Genomic DNA, 17,972 nt, shown 5'->3' on the forward strand with positions numbered 1-17,972 from the left:
GGACACGTGATGGCGGTTCCATGGGGACATGATGGGAACGTAACAATGCCTCCGACCTGGGCGTCGACCCCCTCCCGGGGCCGCCGCGGGGTCCGTGCGGCACCCATAATCGACCGCATGCCGCATGTACTGCTCATCGAGGACGACGCGTCCGTCCGGGACGGAATGGAGCTCGTGCTGCGCCGCCACGGGTACGGCGTCGACACGGCGGCCACCGGGGAGGAGGCGCTCGCGCTGCTCGACGCCCCGGAGGGGGCGAGGGTCGAGCTGGCCGTCCTCGACCTGATGCTGCCGGGGATGGACGGCTTCGAGGTGTGCCGGCGCATCCGCGCCCGCACGGCGACGCTGCCGGTCATCATGCTGACCGCGCGAGGCGACGACCACGACATCGTGACGGGTCTTGAGGCGGGCGCCGACGACTACGTGGTGAAGCCGGTCACCGCGCCCGTCCTGGAGGCCCGGATCCGGGCCGCGCTGCGGCGCGCGGAGCCGTCCGCGGTGAGCCGGGTGGCCGGGGCCGACCTCGCGGGGCTCGTCATCGACCGGGCCGCGCTGACCGTCACCAAGCACGGCGTCCCCGTCCCGCTGCCGCCCACCGAGCTGCGGCTGCTGCTCGAACTTTCCGCCTCCCCCGGCCGGGTCCTCAGTCGCGAACAGCTCCTCGCCTCGGTCTGGGACCACACCTTCCTCGGTGACTCCCGGCTGGTGGACGCGGCGGTCGGCCGGCTGCGGGCCAAGCTGGAGGACGTGCCGGCCCGGCCGCGGTACGTGCAGACGGTACGGGGCTTCGGCTACCGCTTCGGGCCGCTGTGAGGGGCCGTGGGCGCGGCGGTCGCTCCCGGCGGCTCGTCGGCGGTCTCCGGACCCGGCTCGTCGTGACGTTCGTCGTGGTCGCGCTCGTCAGCGCGGTGACCGCGACCGCGCTCGCCTACCGGGACGCGCGCACCGCCGTCCTGCGGCGCACCCAGGACGCCGCCGTGGACGACGTCAGGACGCGGGTCACCGCGGTCGCCGCCGACTTCGACCTGCCGCCCGACCAGCGCGCGCTGTCCCGGTTCGCGGCGAAGATCTCGGACGGCCTCGGCGCCCGCCTCGTGGTCGCCCGTCACCGGGACCTGGTGGCGGCCTCGGACCCGCTGGCGGACACGGACGGCCGGATCACCGTCGCGCTGCGGTCGGCCGTACGCGCCGGGGACGGGGCCAGGTTCCAGCGGGTGACGTGGCGGGACGAGCCGTATCTGGTGGTCGGCATGCCCGTGACGTACGCGGACGGGGACCGCCGCGCCTCCGGCCTCGAGGTCTTCGTGATCACCGATCTCCGGGCCGAACGCGACGACACCGCGGCCCTGTTGGACTCCGTGCGGACGGGCATCCTGCCCGTGGTCGCGCTGGCCGCCGTGCTGGCGCTGCTCGCGGCCGGGACGGTGCTGCGTCCGGTGCGGAAGCTGGGGCGGGCCACCAGGTCGCTCGCGGCGGGCGAGCTGGGCAGCCGGGTCGCGGTCCGGGGCCACGACGAACTCGCCGATCTGGCGCGGACGTTCAACGAGACGGCGGACGCCCTCCAGGCCTCCGACGCCCGGCTGCGCGACCAGGAGGCGAAGGCGCGCCGCTTCGTGGCGGACGTGTCGCACGAACTGCGCACGCCGCTCGCGGCGATGACGATGGTCGCGACCGTCCTGGAGGAGGACGCCGACCAGCTGCCGCCCGACGCGGCCCGGGCGGCCCGGACCGTGGGCGCGGAGACGGCCCGTCTCTCCCGGCTCGTGGAGGACCTGATGGAGATCTCCCGCTTCGACGCGAACGCGGTCGAACTGAACGCGGCCGAGACCGATCTGGCGGACACCGTACGGGCGTCGCTCGCGCTGCGCGGGTGGACGGACCGGGTGGAGGTCCGCCTCGACGAGGGCGTCCGGGCGGTGGTCGACCGGCGGCGCGTCGACGTGATCGTCGCGAACCTGGTGGGCAACGCGCTGCGGCACGGCGCGCCGCCGGTCGTCGTGACCCTCGGCACAGGCGTCGCGGCGGACGGCGGCGCGCGGGTGGCGCTGGAGGTCGCCGACCACGGCCCGGGCCTGCCGCCGGAGGCGCGGGAGCGGGTCTTCGACCGGTTCTACAAGGCGGACACGGCCCGCACCCGGAGCGCGTCCGACACCGGTGGGCAGGGCAGCGGCCTCGGCACGGCGATCGCGCTGGAGAACGCCCGTCTGCACGGCGGCACGATCGAGGTCGCCGAAGGCCCGGAGGGCGGCGCGGTGTTCACCCTGCGGCTGCCCCTGCGGCGTACCGGAGAGGACACGGAGTGAGGGTACGGGCGGGGGTGCTGCTCGGCGTGCTCGGGACGGCCCTGGTGGGGTGCGGAGTCCAGCCGACCGGGGTGATAGGCGCGGGTGAACCGGCGACCGGGCTCACCCGCGGGGTCAGGCTGTACTTCGCGTCCGACGCGGGCCTGCGGAGTGTGCCCGTGCTCGACCGGGAGGTGACGGACCTCGGCTCGGTGGTGAAGCTGCTCGCCGCCGGTCCGCCGCCCGCCGAGCGGCGGGACGGCCTGACCAACCTGGTCGACATCGGCGGCTACACGGTGACCGGCCGGGGCACGGGGGTGACGGTCCGGCTCGAGGGGCCGTACCCGGGGTCGGGCCGCGACCAGGGGACGGGGCAGCTGGTGTGCTCGCTGGCGCGGGCCCAGTCCGTCCTGGACCCGAAGGTCAGGGCGGACGACGTGCGGGTCACGCTGGTACCGCCGGAGGGCCCGGGCCTCGGTCCCTACCGGTGTGCCGAGTTCCTCGACCGATAGCGGCCGGGCGTCTCAGCGGAGGACGCGCGAGCCGGCGCCCGGCCGGGGGGCGCCGTCGTGGTCGTGGTCGCCGTCGGGGCTGTCTCCGTTGGGGCGGTCTCCGTCGGCGCGGTCTCCGTTCGGGCGGCCCGCGCGGGACCGGCCGTTGCCGTCTCTTTCGGCGTGGTCGCCGTCGGGGCGCCCGGCCCAGGACCGGCCGTCGCCGTCGTGTTCGGCGTGGTCGCCGTCGGGGCGGCCCGCCCGGGACCGGCCGTCGCCGTCTCGGTCCGCCGCGTGGCGCCCGGTGGAGCCGTCGCCGGGTGAGGCCTTGAGGAGGTCGAGGAGACCGGTGATCTCGTAGTCGCCTTCCAGCGGGTGCCGGAAACGCTTGCCGGGAGCCAGGCGGTAGCGGTTGCGCCGCCCTTCACGAGCATGCGTGAGGTATCCGGCGGCTTCGAGATCCGCGACGATGGCCTGCACCGTCCGCTCGGTCACGCCGCACGCGGCGGCGACGTCCCGAAGGCGAACGCCCGGGTCCCTGGCGATCACCACCAGCACACGGGCGTGATTCGTCAGGAACGTCCATGACTGACGGTCACCTGCACTGTCACTCATACGGACATTATGGGACGGTCTTCTCATGAGCCGCAAGACCGGAAATACATCTCATGTTTTTCTTGACATATTTTGTGACAGATGCGGATGATGGTGATGAAACAGCCCACAGTGGCTGACCCCATGGGAGCCCACGATGAATCCCACCCCGCTCGCGGCCGTCCCGGCAGCACCTCCGCGGATGACCACGGATGTCACGCCGGACGGCACCCTCCTCGTCAGCGGTGAGATCGACGCCTCGACCGCCTCCACGCTGCTGCGCGCCCTCACCGACGCGCTGCGCGCCCACCCCGGGGGCGTCGCCCTCGACCTCTCCGCCGTCACTTTCTGCGACTGCGCCGGCCTGCGGGCCTTCCTGGCCGCCCGGTACCAGCACCTCGACATCGGGCGCCTCCCCCTCCGGGTGGTCGCCGCGAGCCCCCGGATGACCCGCCTGCTCCGGTTGACCGGCACCGGCTGGCTCTTCGACGGGCCGAGGACGGAGCCGGTTCAGTGAAGCGGCAGCCGCGCCTCGATGGTCTTGCCGTCGCCCGGCGGCAGGAACACCCTGACCTCCTCCGCGAGCTGCCGGACCAGCGGCCAGCCGAAGCCGCCTTCCGCCGCGCCGCAGGCCCGTTCCCGTCTGCGGACGTCCGTGAAGTGCGGCAGCTCACCGCTCGGGTCCGCGACGCTGATCGTCACGGCGCTCGCGTCGACGTCCACACCGAAGCCGGTCAGCCCGCCGGCGTGCCGCAGCGCGTTGGTCACCAGCTCGGACGTCACGAGCAGCGCGTCTCCCACCGCGGTCGCGGAGGGCGGGGTCCCCGGTTCCAGCGCGGCCACCTCCAAGGCCTCCGCCACCCGGGCGCGCGCCTCGGCCGCGTCACGCGGAACCGGATGCCGGCTCGTGTGCGGTGTGCGATGTCCCGTGGTCACTCCCATCCCGCCCTGTCTTCGCTCGTTCCCACCCCGCCTCTCTGCTTCGTCCACCCGGCCCCTGCCCCGACGGAGCGTCCGCATTCCCCCTTCCTCGTTCGCTCCCGTTCCCCCGTCGCGTGCGCGGCGCGGGAACGGGTATGAATTCAGAGGGGACCTCTTCGAGGAGCCTTCATGTCGAACCACCGCACCACCGCCAGGATCGGCCGAACCTCGGCCCTCCCCCCGCGCGCCGGCCCCGAGCCGCCGGCGGAGGCCCTGACCGGTCTCCCGGAGATCGCGGACCCCCTGGCCGTGAGCACCTCGGACGCGCGGACGCTCTCGACGGCGCTCTTCGAGCGGCTGCGCTCACTGGAGGAGGGCACGGCGTCGTACTCGTACGTGCGCAACACCCTGGTCGAGCTGAACCTGAGCCTCGTCAAGTACGCGGCCACCCGGTTCCGTCACTCCAGCGAGAACTGGGAGGACCTCGTCCAGGTGGGCACGGTCGGCCTCATCAAGGCCATCAACCGCTTCGACCCCGCACGCGGGAACGAGTTCATGTCCTTCGCCCTGCCCACGGTGCTCGGCGAGATCCGGCGCCACCTGCGGGACACCAGCTGGAGCGTCCACGTGCCCCGGCGGCTGCAGGAGCTGCGCCTCGACGTGGCCAAGGCGAACGACGCCCTGGAGCAGGAGCTGGGCAGGCCGCCGACGGCAGCCGAGCTCAGCGACCGTCTCCACATCACGGAGGACGAGCTGCGCGAGGGCCGGATCGCCGCGAACGGGTTCGCCAGCCGCTCGCTCGACGTGCCCGTGGACGACGAGGACGCCGGGCCCGGCATGCTCGCCCGCTGTCTCGGTAGCGATGACGACGCCTTCGAGAAGGTGCTCAACCTGGAGGCGCTGAAGCCGCTCGTGGCCGCCCTTTCCGAGCGGGACCGCACGATCCTGGCGCTGCGTTTCGGGGGCGAGCTGACCCAGGCGGAGATCGGCGAGCGTCTCGGCCTCTCGCAGATGCACGTGTCGCGGCTCCTCAGCCGCATCCTGGGCGGCCTGCGTACGGCCCTGACCACGGAGGACCCGCCGGCGGCCGAGGCCGCGACCGGGTCGCCCGCGTCAGGGACCCGCGGGACCGCCGCCGCCCGGAGGGTCGCCGCGAAGCGGACCTGACGTCCCGCCGGGCGGCAGCCCGCGGGACCCGTCGCGTCGTGCGCCGGGTCCCGCGGGCTGCCCCGCGCTTCCCGGCGCGCGCCCCGAAGCCTCGGCGCAGGTGCCGCGCACCTCGGCCGATGCAACCCTATGGGCCCCCGAGTCCTGGGCCCGGGTGCCGCGCGCCTCGGCCGCCGGCCGCTCCTACCGGGTCTCCCCGCGCGGGCCCAGAGCCGGGACACCGGGACCGGCGTCGCCCCCTCCGCCCCTACGGGGTCTCCCCGCGCGGGCCCGACGCCGGGACACCGGGACCGGCGTCGCCACCTCCGCTCCTACGGGGTCTCCCCCGCGCCGGCCCGGGGCCGGGACGCCGGGACCGGTGTCGCCACCTCCATCCAGACGGACTTGCCCGCCTCCGTGGTGACGGCGCCCCACGCGCGCGTCAGACGGTCGATCACGATCAGACCGTTGCCGCCCGGCGTCCCCGGCGCGCCGTGCGGGCGGAAGGCCGGGGTGCGGCTGCTCCGGTCGCTCACCTCGATCCGCAGGTCGCCGGCCACCTCGGCGGGCCGCCGCGGGTCCGCGGGGGCGAGCCGGATCACCAGCTCCGTGGGGCCGCCGGCGTGCAGACAGGCGTTGGTCACCGCTTCCGAGACCACCAGGAGCACGTCCTCGATCGCCAGCTCGCGTTCCGCCGGGGTGAGGCCCGTGGTTCCCGGGGAACCCGGCCAGTCCCAGTCTTCGAGCGCGACGCGGCAGAAGTCGCGGCAGCGCGCCACCACCGACTCGCCGCTCGGCAGCCCGAGGCGCCTGATCTGCCCTCGCACCCGGATCGGTTCGCTCATCCCCGCCTCCGCCGTCCCCGGCTCCACGCCGCGTTCACGGCTGCTCTCCTTCGGCGAGTTCCCCCGGCAGCTCCTCGTACACCGTGAACACGGCGATGACACCGGTGATGTCGAAGACCCGCGCGACCGGCGGGCTCAGCGCGGCGAGTTCCAGTGCGCCGCCCGCCTCGATGGCCTCAAGGCGTGTGGTGAGCAGCAGGTTCAGCCCGGTGGAGTCGCAGAACGCGAGCTGTGCGCAGTCGACCACGATCCGCTCGGGGCGCCGTTCCAGCGCTCCGGCCAGGGCCTCGCGCAGGGGTTCCTGGGTGTCCCGGTCGAGTTCGCCCGTGACCGTGACGACGGCCGTGGCACCGCTCCACCGCACGGCGGCCGTCAGACGTGGGCCGGTGGGCCCGACGTCACCCGTCACCGTCGCATCCCTTGACATCCAGTGCTCCGCTTCCCGTCGCCGCGGCCATCAGGGCTGAGGCCGACGATACGCCGGAGGCTCCCGGCACGGCGAGTGGAGGCCGCCGGCCGTGCGCTCCGGTCGGCAGCGGTGTCTCGTGGGTTGCCACGAAGGGTGTCCCGGGTACGGATGTGACCCCGGCCGACGGGGCAGTCGGGGCGTATGGCCCCCGGGTTGCGCGCGGGGCCCCGGGAGCGGGAGGTGAGGGCGGATGGCGGACGACGGCACCGGGCGGGAGAGCGATGACGGGCGCGGCCGGACGGGCGGGACGGGTGCGTCGGGCGGGACGGGCCGCAGGAGGGGGCGCGAGGAGACGGCGGACGAGCGCGCCGACCGGCAGTGGCAGGACCTGTTGCAGGAGACCCGGGTGGCCCAGACGGGCGTCCAGATCCTGCTCGGTTTCCTGCTGACGGTGGTCTTCACGCCCCGCTTCGAGAGCCTCGGCTCGGCCGACAAGGGGATCTACATCGCCACCGTGGTCCTCGGGTCGCTGGCCACCGGCGCGCTCATAGGGCCGGTGTCCTTCCACCGTGTCGTCGCCGGGCGGCGGCTCAAGCCGCACGCGGTCACCTGGGCGTCCCGGCTCATCTTCGTCGGCATCGTGCTCCTGCTCGCCACGCTCACGAGCGCGCTCTTCCTCATCCTGCGGGTGGCCACGGACGACGGGCTCGTCCCGTGGATCGTCGGGGCGGTCCTCGCCTGGTACCTGCTGTGCTGGTTCGCCCTGCCGCTGTGGGCGCGCCGCCGGCACACCGCGGAGCGCGAGGAGTGAGCGGGGTGGGTGCGGGTAGCCGCACGGGCACGACCAGCCGGCCGATCGAACGGGGCCGGGACGACGAGGGAAGGAGCACGTCATGCCGCGCGGATCCAGCCCGAAGCGGGAACGGCAGTACGAGCACATCAAGGAGAGCGCGGAGCAGCGCGGCGAGAGCGAGAAGCGCGCCAAGGAGATCGCCGCCCGCACCGTCAACAAGGAACGCGCCCGGCACGGCGAGTCGGAGACGGCGAGCAAGCTGTCCTTGGAGGACATGTCCTCAGGCGAGCGCGGCGGCAAACGCTCGCACAGCGGCGCTCAGGGCCGTACGTACGACCAGCTGTACGAGGAGGCCAGGCGCCGCAACCTCGACGGCCGCTCGAAGATGAACAAGGCGCAGCTCAAGCGCGCTCTGGACGACTGACGTCCTGGATGCGGCGGAACGGTCGGTCCGCCTCCAGCGCGTAGGCGACCTCCAGGAGGTTCCGTTCGCTGCCGGGACGGCCGGAGAACATGACGCCGACGGGCAGCCCGTCCGGTGTCGTGGTCGCCGCGGGGACGGAGATCGACGGCGTGCCGACGACGTTGTTGACGGGCGTGAAGGCGACGTAGGCGAGGATGCGTTCGACGAGGGTCGGGTAGGGGACGGTCGGGCTGAGGTGCCCGATGCGCGGGGTGGTGTGGGCGAGGACGGGCGTGAGGACGAGGTCGAGCCCGCGGAAGGCGGCCGCGTACGCGACCTTCGTGCGCTTCAGCCGCCGTAGCACGGCCGGGGTGCGCCGCCAGCTCTTGAGGTACTCCTCGCGCAGCCCCCGGCTCAGGCCGTCCATCCGGTGCCGGTCGAAGTCGGCGCCGAAGGTGCGGCCGGTGGCGCCGATCAGGAACGAGAGCAGGCCCCAGTAGACGAGGAAGTCCTCGGTGAAGCGGGGGTCGAGGTCCAGTTCCACCGGTTCCACGGTGTGGCCGAGCCGTTCGAGGGTCGCCACGGTCTCGTCCACGGCGGCCCGGGTGACGGCGTCGGCGCGGACGCCGTTCGGCGAGTCGACCAGGAACCCGATGCGCAGGCGGCGGTCCGACGGGCCCTCGACGAGTCCCAGGGGCGGGAGTGCGGGGTTGCGCCAGTGGGTCTCGGCGGCGGCGAGGAACGCGGCGGTGTCCCGTACGGACCGGCTCACGATGCCGTCGGAGACGATGTCCAGGGGCAGCCGGCGGCTCTGGTCGTTGGTCACGACCCGGCCGCGGGTCGGCTTGAGTCCGACGAGTCCGCAGCAGGCCGCGGGGATGCGGATCGAGCCGCCGCCGTCGTTGGCGTGGGCGATGGGTACCGCTCCGGCGGCGACGAGCGCGGCGCTGCCGCCCGATGAACCCCCGGCCGAGTACGCGGTGTTCCACGGGTTGCGCACCGGTTCGGCGTGCTCGTACTCGGTGGCCGGGCTGAAGCCGAACTCGGGGAGCCTGGTCTTGCCGAGGACGGTGACGCCGCTGCTCAGGAGCTGTCGGGCGAAGGGTGCGTGGCGGCGCGCGGTCCTCGGGGTGAAGGCGGCGCTGCCGTGGCCGGTGGGCAGGCCGAGGAAGTCGGTGTTGTCCTTGACGAAGGTCGGCACTCCGGCGAGTGCGCCGCCCGCCGTGCCGGGCACGGGGGCGTCGACGCGCGTCTGGACTGCGTGCAGCCGCGCCTCGACCTGCCGTACCCGCTCGGCGGCGTCCTCGGCGACCTCGGCGGCGCCGACCTCGCCCCGCCGTATCGCCTCGGCGAGCCCGACGGCGTCGTGCTCCCCCAGCGCGTCGTCCCGGAAGGCGTGCACCGTCTCGCGTTCCTCGAAAGTCGTCACCGCTACCTCAGCCCCCGGCCGTGTGGATGTTGGCCGCCAGCATGCCCTACCAACCGGTAACACGCGAGACAAAGAGAAAGGCAAGGAGGGAAAACCACTCCTTGCCACTCTCAACTTATAGCGCACAGGGGGGCTTGCGGCAAGGCCCCCGTCGTACGGCAGAATCCACAGCCGTACCAATTGACCTGCGGAAACGGGGCGGTTCTCATGTTTGACGTGATCGTTGTCGGTGGCGGTCCGACCGGCTTGATGCTGGCCGGCGAACTGCGGCTGCACGGCGTGCGCGTACTCGTGCTGGAGAAGGAGACGGAGCCGACGCGGCAGTCCCGCGCGCAGGGGCTGCACGTCCGCAGCATCGAGGTGATGGCCCAGCGCGGGCTCCTGGAGCGCTTCCTCGAACGCGGGCACACGGTCGCGGTCGGCGGCTTCTTCGCCGGTCTGGCGACCTCGTGGCCCGAGCGGCTGGACACCGCGCACTCGTACGTCCTCGCCGTCCCGCAGGTGATCACCGAGCAGCTGCTGGCCGAGCACGCCACCGCACTCGGAGCCGAGATCCGACGCGGCCGGGCACTGGTCGGTCTCCGCCAGGACGAGGACGGCGTGACGGTCGACCTGGCCGACGGCGAACAGCTGCGCGCACGGTACGTCGTCGGCTGCGACGGCGGCCGCAGCACGGTGCGCAAGCTGCTCGGCGTGGCGTTCCCCGGCGAGCCGTCCAGGGTCGAGACCCTGCTCGGCGAGATGGAGATGACCGCCTCCCAGGAGGAGTTGACCTCCGTCATGACCGAGGTCCGCAAGACCCAGCAGCGATTCGGCGCGATGCCCCTGGGGGACGGGGTCTTCCGCGTCGTCGTCCCCGCCGAGGGCGTCGCCGAGGACCGGACGGCCTCCCCGACCCTCGACGAGTTCAAGCAGCAGCTGCGGGCCCACGCCGGGACGGACTTCGGCGTGCACTCGCCCCGGTGGCTCTCCCGCTTCGGCGACGCCACCCGACAGGCCGAGCGCTACCGGGTCGACCGGGTGTTCCTCGCTGGCGACGCGGCGCACATCCACCCGCCGACCGGCGGGCAGGGCCTCAACCTCGGCATCCAGGACGCGTTCAACCTCGGCTGGAAGCTGGCCGCCGAGGTCGACGGCTGGGCGCCGGAGGGACTCCTCGACACGTACCACGCCGAGCGGCACCCGGTGGCCACCGAGGTCCTGGACAACACCCGCGCGCAGATCCAGCTGATGTCGACGGAGCCGGGGCCGCAGGCGGTCCGCCGGCTCATGGCGGAACTCGTGGAGTTCGAGAACGTCAACCGGTACCTGATCGAGAAGATCACGGCGATCTCGGTCCGTTACGACGTCGGCGAGGGCCACGAGCTGCTCGGCCGCCGGATGCGGGACCTCGCGCTCAAGCACGGCCGGCTCTACGAGCGGATGCACGAGGGCCGTGGACTGCTGCTCGACCAGACCGGCCGGCTCTCGGTCGCCGGGTGGGAGGACCGGGTCGACCACGTCGTCGAGGTCAGCGAGGAACTGGACGTGCCCGCGGTGCTGCTGCGTCCCGACGGCCACGTCGTGTGGGCGGGCGAGGACCAGCAGGAGCTGCTCACCCGGATGCCCGCGTGGTTCGGCGCCGCCACGGCCGGCTGAGCCGCCGGGGGCGCCGCCCCCGCGCACCGCTCAGGGGCGGGGGCCCTCGACGCCCCCGCCCCGCCGCGTGACCTCCCGCCGCAGTGCCAGGGCCGCAGCCCCGGTGACGGCAAGAGGGACGCACAGCAGCAGGAAGAGCTGCGAGATGCCCCAGCCGGCGCCGATGAGCACCCCGCCGAGCACTCCGCTGGCGAGCGTGCCCAGGCGGCCCCAGCCGCTCATCCAGCCCATGCCGGTCGCCCGCAGCGTCGCCGGGTAGGCCAGCGCCCCGACCGCCTGGAGCGCGCCGAGGGACGCGCCCAGGCACACGCCGAGGACCGCCACCAGCACGAACATCCCCGTGTGGCCGGTGCGTGCGGCCGCCGTGACGCCGACGACCAGCGCGCTGAGCGACGACGCCAGCGCGAGGGCGCGGAAGCGGTCGTACCGCCGCAGGCCGAGCGAGGCGAGGAGCTGTCCGCAGAGGGTCCCGGCGCCGAAGAGCCCGACGGCGAAACCGGTGCGCGCGGCCGTGAGTCCGGCCCGTTCCCCCAGCAGCGGAAGGTAGTTGAGGAGCAGGAAGACGACGCCGAGCAGGACGAAGTAGCAGAACCAGATCAGCAGGGTGGTCCCGGTGAAGGCGCGGGACAGCACGAGGGCGCCGACCCGCTGCCGTGGCTGTCGCTCCTGGTCCCTGGCGCCGGTCAGGTCGACGTGGGAGGTGTCCCGGCCGGGGGCGAGCAGCGCGAGGGTCTCGCGGATCCGCTCGGCCGGGCGGCCACGGGCGAGCAGGACGCTCACCGACTCCGGGACGTAGGCGACGACGAGGGGGATCAGCAGCAGCGGGGCGAGGCCGCAGATCGCGAGGGCCGCGGGCCAGCCGAGGCCCGGGATGACGGTCGAGGCGAAGAGTCCGCCCGCCACCGTCCCGGCGGCGACGCCCGCGAAGGCGAGCGCCACGACGGGTGCGCGGCGGGCGGCCGGTGTCGCGTCGGCGACGACCGCCATGACGACCGGGGCGACCGCGCCGAGCCCGGCACAGGCGACGACGCGGAGGGTCGCGAAGGGTCCCACGGTCGTGGTGAGGGCCATCGCCGCCGTGGCCGCCCCGAAGAGGAGGAGGCCCGCGACGGTCACGCCCTTGCGTCCGTACCGGTCGGCCAGCGGTCCGGCGACGGCTCCGCCGGCGGCCATGCTGAGCACCCCGGCGGTCACGGTGGTGGTGACCGCGCTCATCGAGGTGCCCCAGTCGCGGATGAGGTGGGGGTAGACGAAGCTCGCGATGCTGATGTCGAGTCCTTCGGCGATCATCACCATGAGGCCGATCAGGGCGACGAGCCGCTGTCTCGGTCCCATCGGGGCTTCGTCGAGGAACTCCTGGACGCTCAGCCGCGCCGGCGGTGGCGGTGCCCCGGCCCGTCCTGGGCCCGGAGCGGAGTGGAGACGCATGGCGTTGGCCTTTCCGTGGGGGTGGTTCCGTCGGCTTCCGGTCCGTCGCGGGGGGGGGCTGTTCCGTCAGGTGCCGGCCCGTCGCGGGGGGGGGCTGTTCCGTCAGGTGCCGGTCCATTTCGGGGGGCGCTTCTCCACGAAGGCCCGCGGGCCCTCCACCGCGTCCCGGCTGACCATGCGCCGCTCCTCCCAGACGTACCGGGTGGCGAAGGCCCGTTCCAGCGGCAGGCCGGCCGAGACGGTCGCGGCCTCCTTCGCCGCCCGCAGGGCGAGCGGCGCGCAGCTCAGGACGTCCTCGAGCCAGCCGTCGAGACAGGCGTCGAGGCGGTGCGCCGGGACGACCTCGTTGACCAGGCCCAGTTCGTACGCGCGGGCGGCGGTCATCCGGCGGCCGGTGAGCAGGTGTCCCATGGCGACGCGGAAGGGCGCCTGCCGGGTCAGCCGGAACACCCCTCCGGCGCCCGCCACGAGTCCCAGTCGCGCCTCGGTCAGGGCGAACTCGGCGTGCTCCGCGGCGATCACGATGTCGCAGGCCATGGCCAGTTCGAAACCGCCGCCCAGGGCGTAGCCGTTGACCCGGGCGATCAACGGCTTGAACAGCGAGAACCGTTCGGTCAGCCGGGGCCAGCCGGGTTTGCCGCGGCTGCCGAACGTGGCGGGCGGGGTGCCCCGTTCGTCCCGGCCGGCGAGCTCCTTGAGGTCCTGGCCGACCGAGAACGAGCGCTCGCCCGCACCGGTCAGGACGCCGACCCAGAGGTCGTCGTCGGCCTCGAAGTCGTCCCAGACACTGGCCAGTTCGGCGTGCGTCCGCAGGTCCGTGGCGTTCAGCACGTGCGGACGGTCCAGGGTGACGTACGCGACGTGGCCGCGCTTCTCGTAGCGGACGCACCGCAGGTCGTCGAGCATCCGTCGGTCCTCTCTTCGGTGCAGAATGGCGGCATGACCTCGGAGATCAGCCCCGTGCGGGTGTTGCGGGCCGGCGCCGGGCCGGACCCGTCCGTGCCGCCCGTCGTGGACGGGTCGGTGGCGCTCTGGCTGGTGCCGGTGACGGCGGACCCCGGCGCGTACGAACTCCTGGACGCCGGGGAACGGCAGCGGTCGGCGGCGCTGCTGCGGGAGGCCGACCGGACGCGGTACCTCGCCGCGCACGGCGGTCTGCGGCGGCTGCTCGGGCACTACCTGGGGACGCCGCCGGACGAGGTGGTGTTCGTCAGGGAGGACTGTCCCCTCTGCGGAGGTCCGCACGGCCGGCCGGCCGTGCGGGACGGCGGGATCCACTTCTCGCTCTCCCACAGCGAGGACCTGGTGCTCGTCGGGCTCGCCGGGCGGCCCGTGGGCGTGGACGTCGAGGCGTTCCCCGCGGCCGGGGTGTCGGACCTGGTGGCCGACACCCTGCATCCGCGGGAGCGCGAGGAGTTCGCCCGGCTGGCGCCGGAGGTCCGTACGGCCGCGTTCACGCGGTGCTGGGTACGCAAGGAGGCCTACCTCAAGGGCACGGGAGAGGGACTGGCGGGCGGTCTCGAACGGACCTACGTGGGGACGGGGCCCGGGCCGGCCGCCGTACCCGGCTGGTCCTTGACCGACGTCCCGGTCGGGCACTCGTACGCGGCGGCCGTCGCCCTCTCACAGCAGTGACCGTGACCACTGCTCGACCGCCTCGGCCGTCGTCGCCGAGTGCCGCTCCAGCATGGTGAAGTGATCGCCCGTCACCTTGACCGCCTGGTGCGGGAGGTCCCAGGAGGCGATCCGCGCCTCGTCGGCCCCGTAGGGGGTGGCGGCGTGCACCAGCAGGGTGGCGGCGGCGATCGGTTCGGGCTTCCACTCCCGGAACAGCCGGGAGTAGCCGCCCATCGCGGTCAGCCGGTAGTCGTCGATCGTGACGAGCCGGCTGTCGCGCTCCAGCATGCCGCCGACCATCACCGCGTGCCCGCGCGGGTCGTCGGCGCGGGCCGGGGTGTCGAGCAGGGCGACACCGTCCGGCGCCCTGCCCATCCGCTCCAGGACGGCCGCCACCTCGTGGGCCACCCAGCCGCCGGCGGAGCGTCCGACCAGGAGGAACGGGTCCGCGCCGACCGTGTCGAGCACCGTGCGGGCGTGCAGCTCGGCCAGGACGTCGACGGAGTCCGGCAGCGGCTCGCCGGGGACGAAGCCCGGATGGGCCAGCGCGGCCACCCGCCAGCCGTCGCCGAAGGCGTCCGCGAACCGGGCGTACACGTGGACGCCGGCGATCGCGCTGAACGACGGCAGGCAGACGACCGTGGGGCGGGCCGGCCCCCGGCCGAACCAGACCGGGGTGCGCCGGACCGCCGGGTCCTCGGCGTCGGTGAAGGTCCGCCGCATCCGGGCGGCGGCCTCCGTGAGGGTCACGGCGTCGTCGAGCCGGCCGGCGGCCGCCGCCTCCCTGAAGAGCTCCGTGAGCAGGCCGGAGCCGTCCTCACCGAGGGGGCCGTGGCCGGTGGACCGGCCGGTGGCGGCGTCGTCGAGGCGGGCGTCGACGAAGGAGGCGATCTCGCCCAGGTCCTCGTGGTCGAAGACGAGCGTCGGGGGGAGGCGGACGCCGAGGGTCCGGCTGATCCGGTTGCGGAGTTCGATCGCGGTGAGCGAGTCGAAGCCCAGCTCCTGCCGGGTGCGGTCGGCGGTGATCAGGGTGCCGGTGTGGCCGAGGGTCTCCGAGGCCTCGGCGAGGACGAGTTCGCGCACGGCGGCGAGCCGTTCCGCGCCGGTCAGCCGGGCGAGCCGCTCGGAGAGGGGGACCTCGGCGGCCGCCGCCCCCTCCGCCGCGGTCCCGGTGCCGGACGGGGCGGTCCCCGGTCTGGGCGCGGTCGGCGGCAGGGGCTGGTCCTCGATCCAGTAGTGCTGTCGCTGGAAGGGGTACGTGGGGAGGTCCACCAGCCTGCCCCCGGCACAGAGCCCGCTCCAGTCGACCGTGCCGCCGTCCACGTGGACCTGGGACAGGGCCACGAGGAGCGCCTCGGGTTCCGGCCGGTCCGTCCGCAGCGCCGCGGCGAAGACGTGCTCCTCGGTGTCGGGCACGATCCGCTGGGCCAGGGCGGTCAGGACGCCGCCCGGCCCCACCTCCAGCCAGCGGACCGCGCCGGCCTCACGGGCCCGCGCCACGGCGTCGGCGAACCGCACCGGGCGGCGGACGTGCCGCACCCAGTACTCGGGGTCGACGACCTCGGCGGGCAGTCCGGCCAGAGTGGGCCGGTGGAGGTCCAGGCCCGCCACGACCTCGCGGAAGGCGTCGACCATGGGCTCCATGAGCGGCGAGTGAAAGGCGTGACTGACCGTCAGCCGGTGCGTGCGGACGCCGCGTTCACGCCAGGCGTCGGCCAGCTTGAGGACGGCGCCCTCCTCGCCGGAGAGCACCGTGGACGCGGGACCGTTGACGGCGGCGACGGCGACCCGGTCCTCCAGGCCGGCCAGGGCAGCCGAGGCCTCGGCCTCGGTGACCTCCACGGCCACCATGGCGCCGCCCGGCGGCAGCGCGTCCATCAGCCGTCCGCGCGCCTCCACCAGGCGGCAGGCGTCCGCCATGGACATCACTCCGGCGACGTGGGCGGCGGCGATCTCGCCCACCGAGTGGCCGACCACGGCCCGGACGTCGAGGCCCAGGGCGCGCACCAGGCGGAACAGGGACACCTCGACGGCGAACAGCGCGGGCTGGGCGTAGCGCGTGCGGTCGAGGAGGCCGTCCGGGGTCCCGCCGAGGACCACGTCCTTCAGGGGCAGTCCGGTGTGCTCCGCGACGGCGTCGAAGGACTCCGCGAAGACCGGGTACGTCTCGTACAACTCACTGCCCATGCCGACGCGTTGGCTGCCCTGGCCGGAGAAGAGCAGCGCGGTGCCGCCGGGGCGCGCGACGCCGGTGACCGCGCGGGGGGAGCCGCCCGCCGGCGCCTGCGGCGCCGCGAGGAGCACCGCCCGGTGCCGGAAGACCGCGCGCCGCGCGAGCGAGTGGGCCACGTCCTCGGGGTCGGCGGGAGCCGCGTCGAGATGGGCCCGCAGCCGCCCGATCTGGTCCCGCAGCGCTCCGGCGTCCCGCCCGGAGAGCGGCCAGGGCACCGGCGGCCGGGCGCGGCCGGGCGCCTCGGGAGGGGTCGCGGACGGCCCGGGCCCGGTCTCCGTCCGGCCCTGCCCGGCGGCCTCGCGGCGGCCCTCCGCGGCCTCCCGCGACCGCGCCTCGGGGCGGGTCTCCGCGGCGTCCCTGGCGGGCTCCTCGGGTGGGGCCTCCAGGATCACGTGGGCGTTGGTGCCGCTGATGCCGAACGACGACACCGCCGCCCGGCGCGGGCGTCCCGTCTCGGGCCAGGCGCGCCGCCGGGTCAGGAGCTCGATGTCGCCGGCCGACCAGTCGACGTGCGGGGTCGGCTCGTCGGCGTGCAGGGTCCTCGGCAGGATGCCGTGCCGCATCGCCTCGATCATCTTGATCACGCCGCCGACCCCGGCCGCCGCCTGGGAGTGGCCCACGTTCGACTTCATCGAGCCGAGGTGGAGCGGGAGGCCCGCGTCGCGCTCCTGGCCGTAGGTGGCGAGGAGCGCCTGCGCCTCGATCGGGTCGCCGAGCTTCGTCCCGGTCCCGTGCCCCTCGACGACGTCGACGTCCCGGGCGGCGAGGCCCGCGTGGGCCAGGGCCTTGCGGATGACCCGTTGCTGCGAGGGGCCGTTGGGGGCGGAGAGGCCGTTGGAGGCGCCGTCCTGGTTGACCGCGGAGCCGCGGAGGACGGCGAGCACCGGGTGGCCCTTGCGCCGGGCGTCGGACAGCCGCTCGACGAGCAGCATGCCCGCGCCCTCGGCCCAGCCGGTGCCGTCGGCGCCCGCGCCGAACGCCCGGCAGCGTCCGTCGGGCGACAGGCCGCGCTGCCGGCTGAAGGAGAGGAAGGCGCGCGGGGTCGCCATGATCGTCACACCGCCCGCGAGGGCCAGCTCGCACTCTCCGGAGCGCAGTGCGTGCGCCGCCTGGTGCAGGGCGACGAGGGACGAGGAGCAGGCGGTGTCCACGGTGACCGCGGGACCCTCGAAGCCGAAGGTGTACGCGATGCGGCCCGACGCCACGCCGCCGGAGAGGCCCGTGACGAGATAGGGCTCCAGTGTCTCCGGCACCCGGGCCGTCGCGTAGTCGTGGTGGACGACCCCGGCGAACACGCCCGTGTCGCTGCCGCGCAGCGAGGTCGGGTCGATCCCGGCCCGCTCGAACGCCTCCCAGGCGGTCTCCAGGAGGAGCCGCTGCTGCGGGTCCATCGCCTGGGCCTCGCGGGGCGACACCCCGAAGAACTCCGCGTCGAACAGGGCGGCGTCGTGGAGGAAGCCGCCCTCCCGGGCGTAGCACGTGCCGGGCCGGTCGGGGTCGGGGTGGTAGATGCCGTCGATGTCCCAGCCCCGGTTCGTCGGGAAGCCGGAGATGGCGTCCTGTTCGTCCAGGACGAGCCGCCACAGGGCCTCGGGCGTCCGGACGCCGCCGGGGTAGCGGCAGGCCATGCCGACGATGGCGATCGGCTCCCGGCTCGCCGCCAGCGCGCCCCGCAACTGCCTGCGGGTCTCCTGCAGTTCGGCGGTGACCTTCTTGAGGTAGTCGACCAGCTTCTCCTCGGTG

General features: G+C 74.3%; 16 protein-coding genes and 1 pseudogene. 9 read left to right on the forward strand and 8 right to left on the reverse strand.

Annotated features, from left to right (window positions below; genetic code table 11):
• The first annotated feature begins 117 nt into the window (after positions 1-117).
• The 3 genes from DEJ43_RS02260 to DEJ43_RS02270 are packed head-to-tail and all read left to right on the forward strand — an operon-like array spanning position 118 to position 2,794.
• Positions 118-813, forward strand: a complete 696-nt coding sequence (locus DEJ43_RS02260) for a response regulator transcription factor (protein WP_041661982.1) — start codon at positions 118-120, stop codon at positions 811-813.
• Positions 810-2,303, forward strand: coding sequence for a sensor histidine kinase (locus DEJ43_RS02265; RefSeq protein ID WP_015031676.1), 1,494 nt, complete (start codon positions 810-812; stop codon positions 2,301-2,303). The genes DEJ43_RS02260 and DEJ43_RS02265 overlap by 4 nt, the downstream gene beginning before the upstream one ends.
• Positions 2,300-2,794, forward strand: coding sequence for a GerMN domain-containing protein (locus tag DEJ43_RS02270; RefSeq protein WP_015031677.1), 495 nt, complete (start codon positions 2,300-2,302; stop codon positions 2,792-2,794). Before DEJ43_RS02265 ends, DEJ43_RS02270 begins: the two co-directional genes overlap by 4 nt.
• 12 nt (positions 2,795-2,806) lie before the next feature.
• Here DEJ43_RS02270 and DEJ43_RS38745 read toward each other — a convergent pair whose 3' ends face one another.
• Positions 2,807-3,388, reverse strand: a complete 582-nt coding sequence (locus DEJ43_RS38745) for a helix-turn-helix transcriptional regulator (RefSeq protein ID WP_015031678.1) — start codon at positions 3,386-3,388, stop codon at positions 2,807-2,809.
• 136 nt (positions 3,389-3,524) lie between these two features.
• On the opposite strand from DEJ43_RS38745, the gene DEJ43_RS02280 reads away from it, so the two are divergent.
• Positions 3,525-3,884 (forward strand): STAS domain-containing protein, encoded by a 360-nt coding sequence (locus DEJ43_RS02280; protein ID WP_015031679.1) that lies wholly within the window; start codon positions 3,525-3,527, stop codon positions 3,882-3,884.
• On the opposite strand, the gene DEJ43_RS02285 is transcribed toward DEJ43_RS02280, so the two are convergent.
• Entirely contained in the window at positions 3,878-4,228 is a 351-nt protein-coding gene (locus DEJ43_RS02285; protein ID WP_015031680.1) for an ATP-binding protein, read from the reverse strand. The genes DEJ43_RS02280 and DEJ43_RS02285 overlap by 7 nt on opposite strands.
• A 249-nt stretch (positions 4,229-4,477) precedes the next feature.
• Between DEJ43_RS02285 and DEJ43_RS02290 the strand changes: the two genes are divergently transcribed.
• Positions 4,478-5,455, forward strand: coding sequence for a SigB/SigF/SigG family RNA polymerase sigma factor (locus DEJ43_RS02290; protein ID WP_015031681.1), 978 nt, complete (start codon positions 4,478-4,480; stop codon positions 5,453-5,455).
• Between the two features lie 311 nt (positions 5,456-5,766).
• On the opposite strand, the gene DEJ43_RS02295 is transcribed toward DEJ43_RS02290, so the two are convergent.
• Together DEJ43_RS02295 and DEJ43_RS02300 are read right to left on the reverse strand one after the other, a co-directional pair.
• Positions 5,767-6,279, reverse strand: a complete 513-nt coding sequence (locus tag DEJ43_RS02295; protein WP_015031682.1) for an ATP-binding protein — start codon at positions 6,277-6,279, stop codon at positions 5,767-5,769.
• Between the two features lie 34 nt (positions 6,280-6,313).
• Entirely contained in the window at positions 6,314-6,706 is a 393-nt protein-coding gene (locus tag DEJ43_RS02300; protein ID WP_015031683.1) for an STAS domain-containing protein, read from the reverse strand.
• A 232-nt stretch (positions 6,707-6,938) separates the two neighbouring features.
• On the opposite strand from DEJ43_RS02300, the gene DEJ43_RS02305 reads away from it, so the two are divergent.
• Together DEJ43_RS02305 and DEJ43_RS02310 are read left to right on the forward strand one after the other, a co-directional pair.
• The gene (locus DEJ43_RS02305) at positions 6,939-7,499 is read left to right on the forward strand and encodes a DUF6328 family protein (protein WP_015031684.1); all 561 of its coding nucleotides are present in this window, start codon (positions 6,939-6,941) and stop codon (positions 7,497-7,499) included.
• An 82-nt stretch (positions 7,500-7,581) separates the two neighbouring features.
• The gene (locus DEJ43_RS02310; protein WP_015031685.1) at positions 7,582-7,905 is read left to right on the forward strand and encodes a hypothetical protein; all 324 of its coding nucleotides are present in this window, start codon (positions 7,582-7,584) and stop codon (positions 7,903-7,905) included.
• Here the strand turns inward: DEJ43_RS02310 and DEJ43_RS02315 are convergent.
• Positions 7,883-9,313, reverse strand: a complete 1,431-nt coding sequence (locus tag DEJ43_RS02315) for an amidase (protein ID WP_015031686.1) — start codon at positions 9,311-9,313, stop codon at positions 7,883-7,885. The two genes, DEJ43_RS02310 and DEJ43_RS02315, sit on opposite strands and share 23 nt — an antisense overlap.
• Before the next feature lie 207 nt (positions 9,314-9,520).
• On the opposite strand from DEJ43_RS02315, the gene DEJ43_RS02320 reads away from it, so the two are divergent.
• Positions 9,521-10,951, forward strand: coding sequence for a rifampin monooxygenase Rox (locus DEJ43_RS02320; protein WP_015031687.1), 1,431 nt, complete (start codon positions 9,521-9,523; stop codon positions 10,949-10,951).
• A gap of 30 nt (positions 10,952-10,981) precedes the next feature.
• On the opposite strand, the gene DEJ43_RS02325 is transcribed toward DEJ43_RS02320, so the two are convergent.
• Both DEJ43_RS02325 and dpgD read right to left on the reverse strand, forming a co-directional pair.
• Positions 10,982-12,379 (reverse strand): MFS transporter, encoded by a 1,398-nt coding sequence (locus DEJ43_RS02325; protein ID WP_079179220.1) that lies wholly within the window; start codon positions 12,377-12,379, stop codon positions 10,982-10,984.
• A gap of 102 nt (positions 12,380-12,481) precedes the next feature.
• Positions 12,482-13,285, reverse strand: coding sequence for an enoyl-CoA-hydratase DpgD (gene dpgD / locus DEJ43_RS02330; protein WP_015031689.1), 804 nt, complete (start codon positions 13,283-13,285; stop codon positions 12,482-12,484).
• 33 nt (positions 13,286-13,318) lie between these two features.
• On the opposite strand from dpgD, the gene DEJ43_RS02335 reads away from it, so the two are divergent.
• On the forward strand, positions 13,319-14,014 hold the full coding sequence (locus DEJ43_RS02335) for a 4'-phosphopantetheinyl transferase family protein (protein ID WP_015031690.1): 696 nt from the start codon (positions 13,319-13,321) through the stop codon (positions 14,012-14,014).
• On the opposite strand, the pseudogene DEJ43_RS02340 reads toward DEJ43_RS02335, so the two are convergent.
• Positions 14,003-17,965 (reverse strand): annotated as a pseudogene (locus DEJ43_RS02340) (type I polyketide synthase); the annotation flags it as partial. The gene DEJ43_RS02335 and the pseudogene DEJ43_RS02340 sit on opposite strands and share 12 nt — an antisense overlap.
• Between the last annotated feature and the right edge of the window lie 7 nt (positions 17,966-17,972).

Origin of the sequence: Streptomyces venezuelae ATCC 10712 (assembly GCF_008639165.1) — a bacterium.
Taxonomy (GTDB): Bacteria; Actinomycetota; Actinomycetes; order Streptomycetales; family Streptomycetaceae; genus Streptomyces; species Streptomyces venezuelae.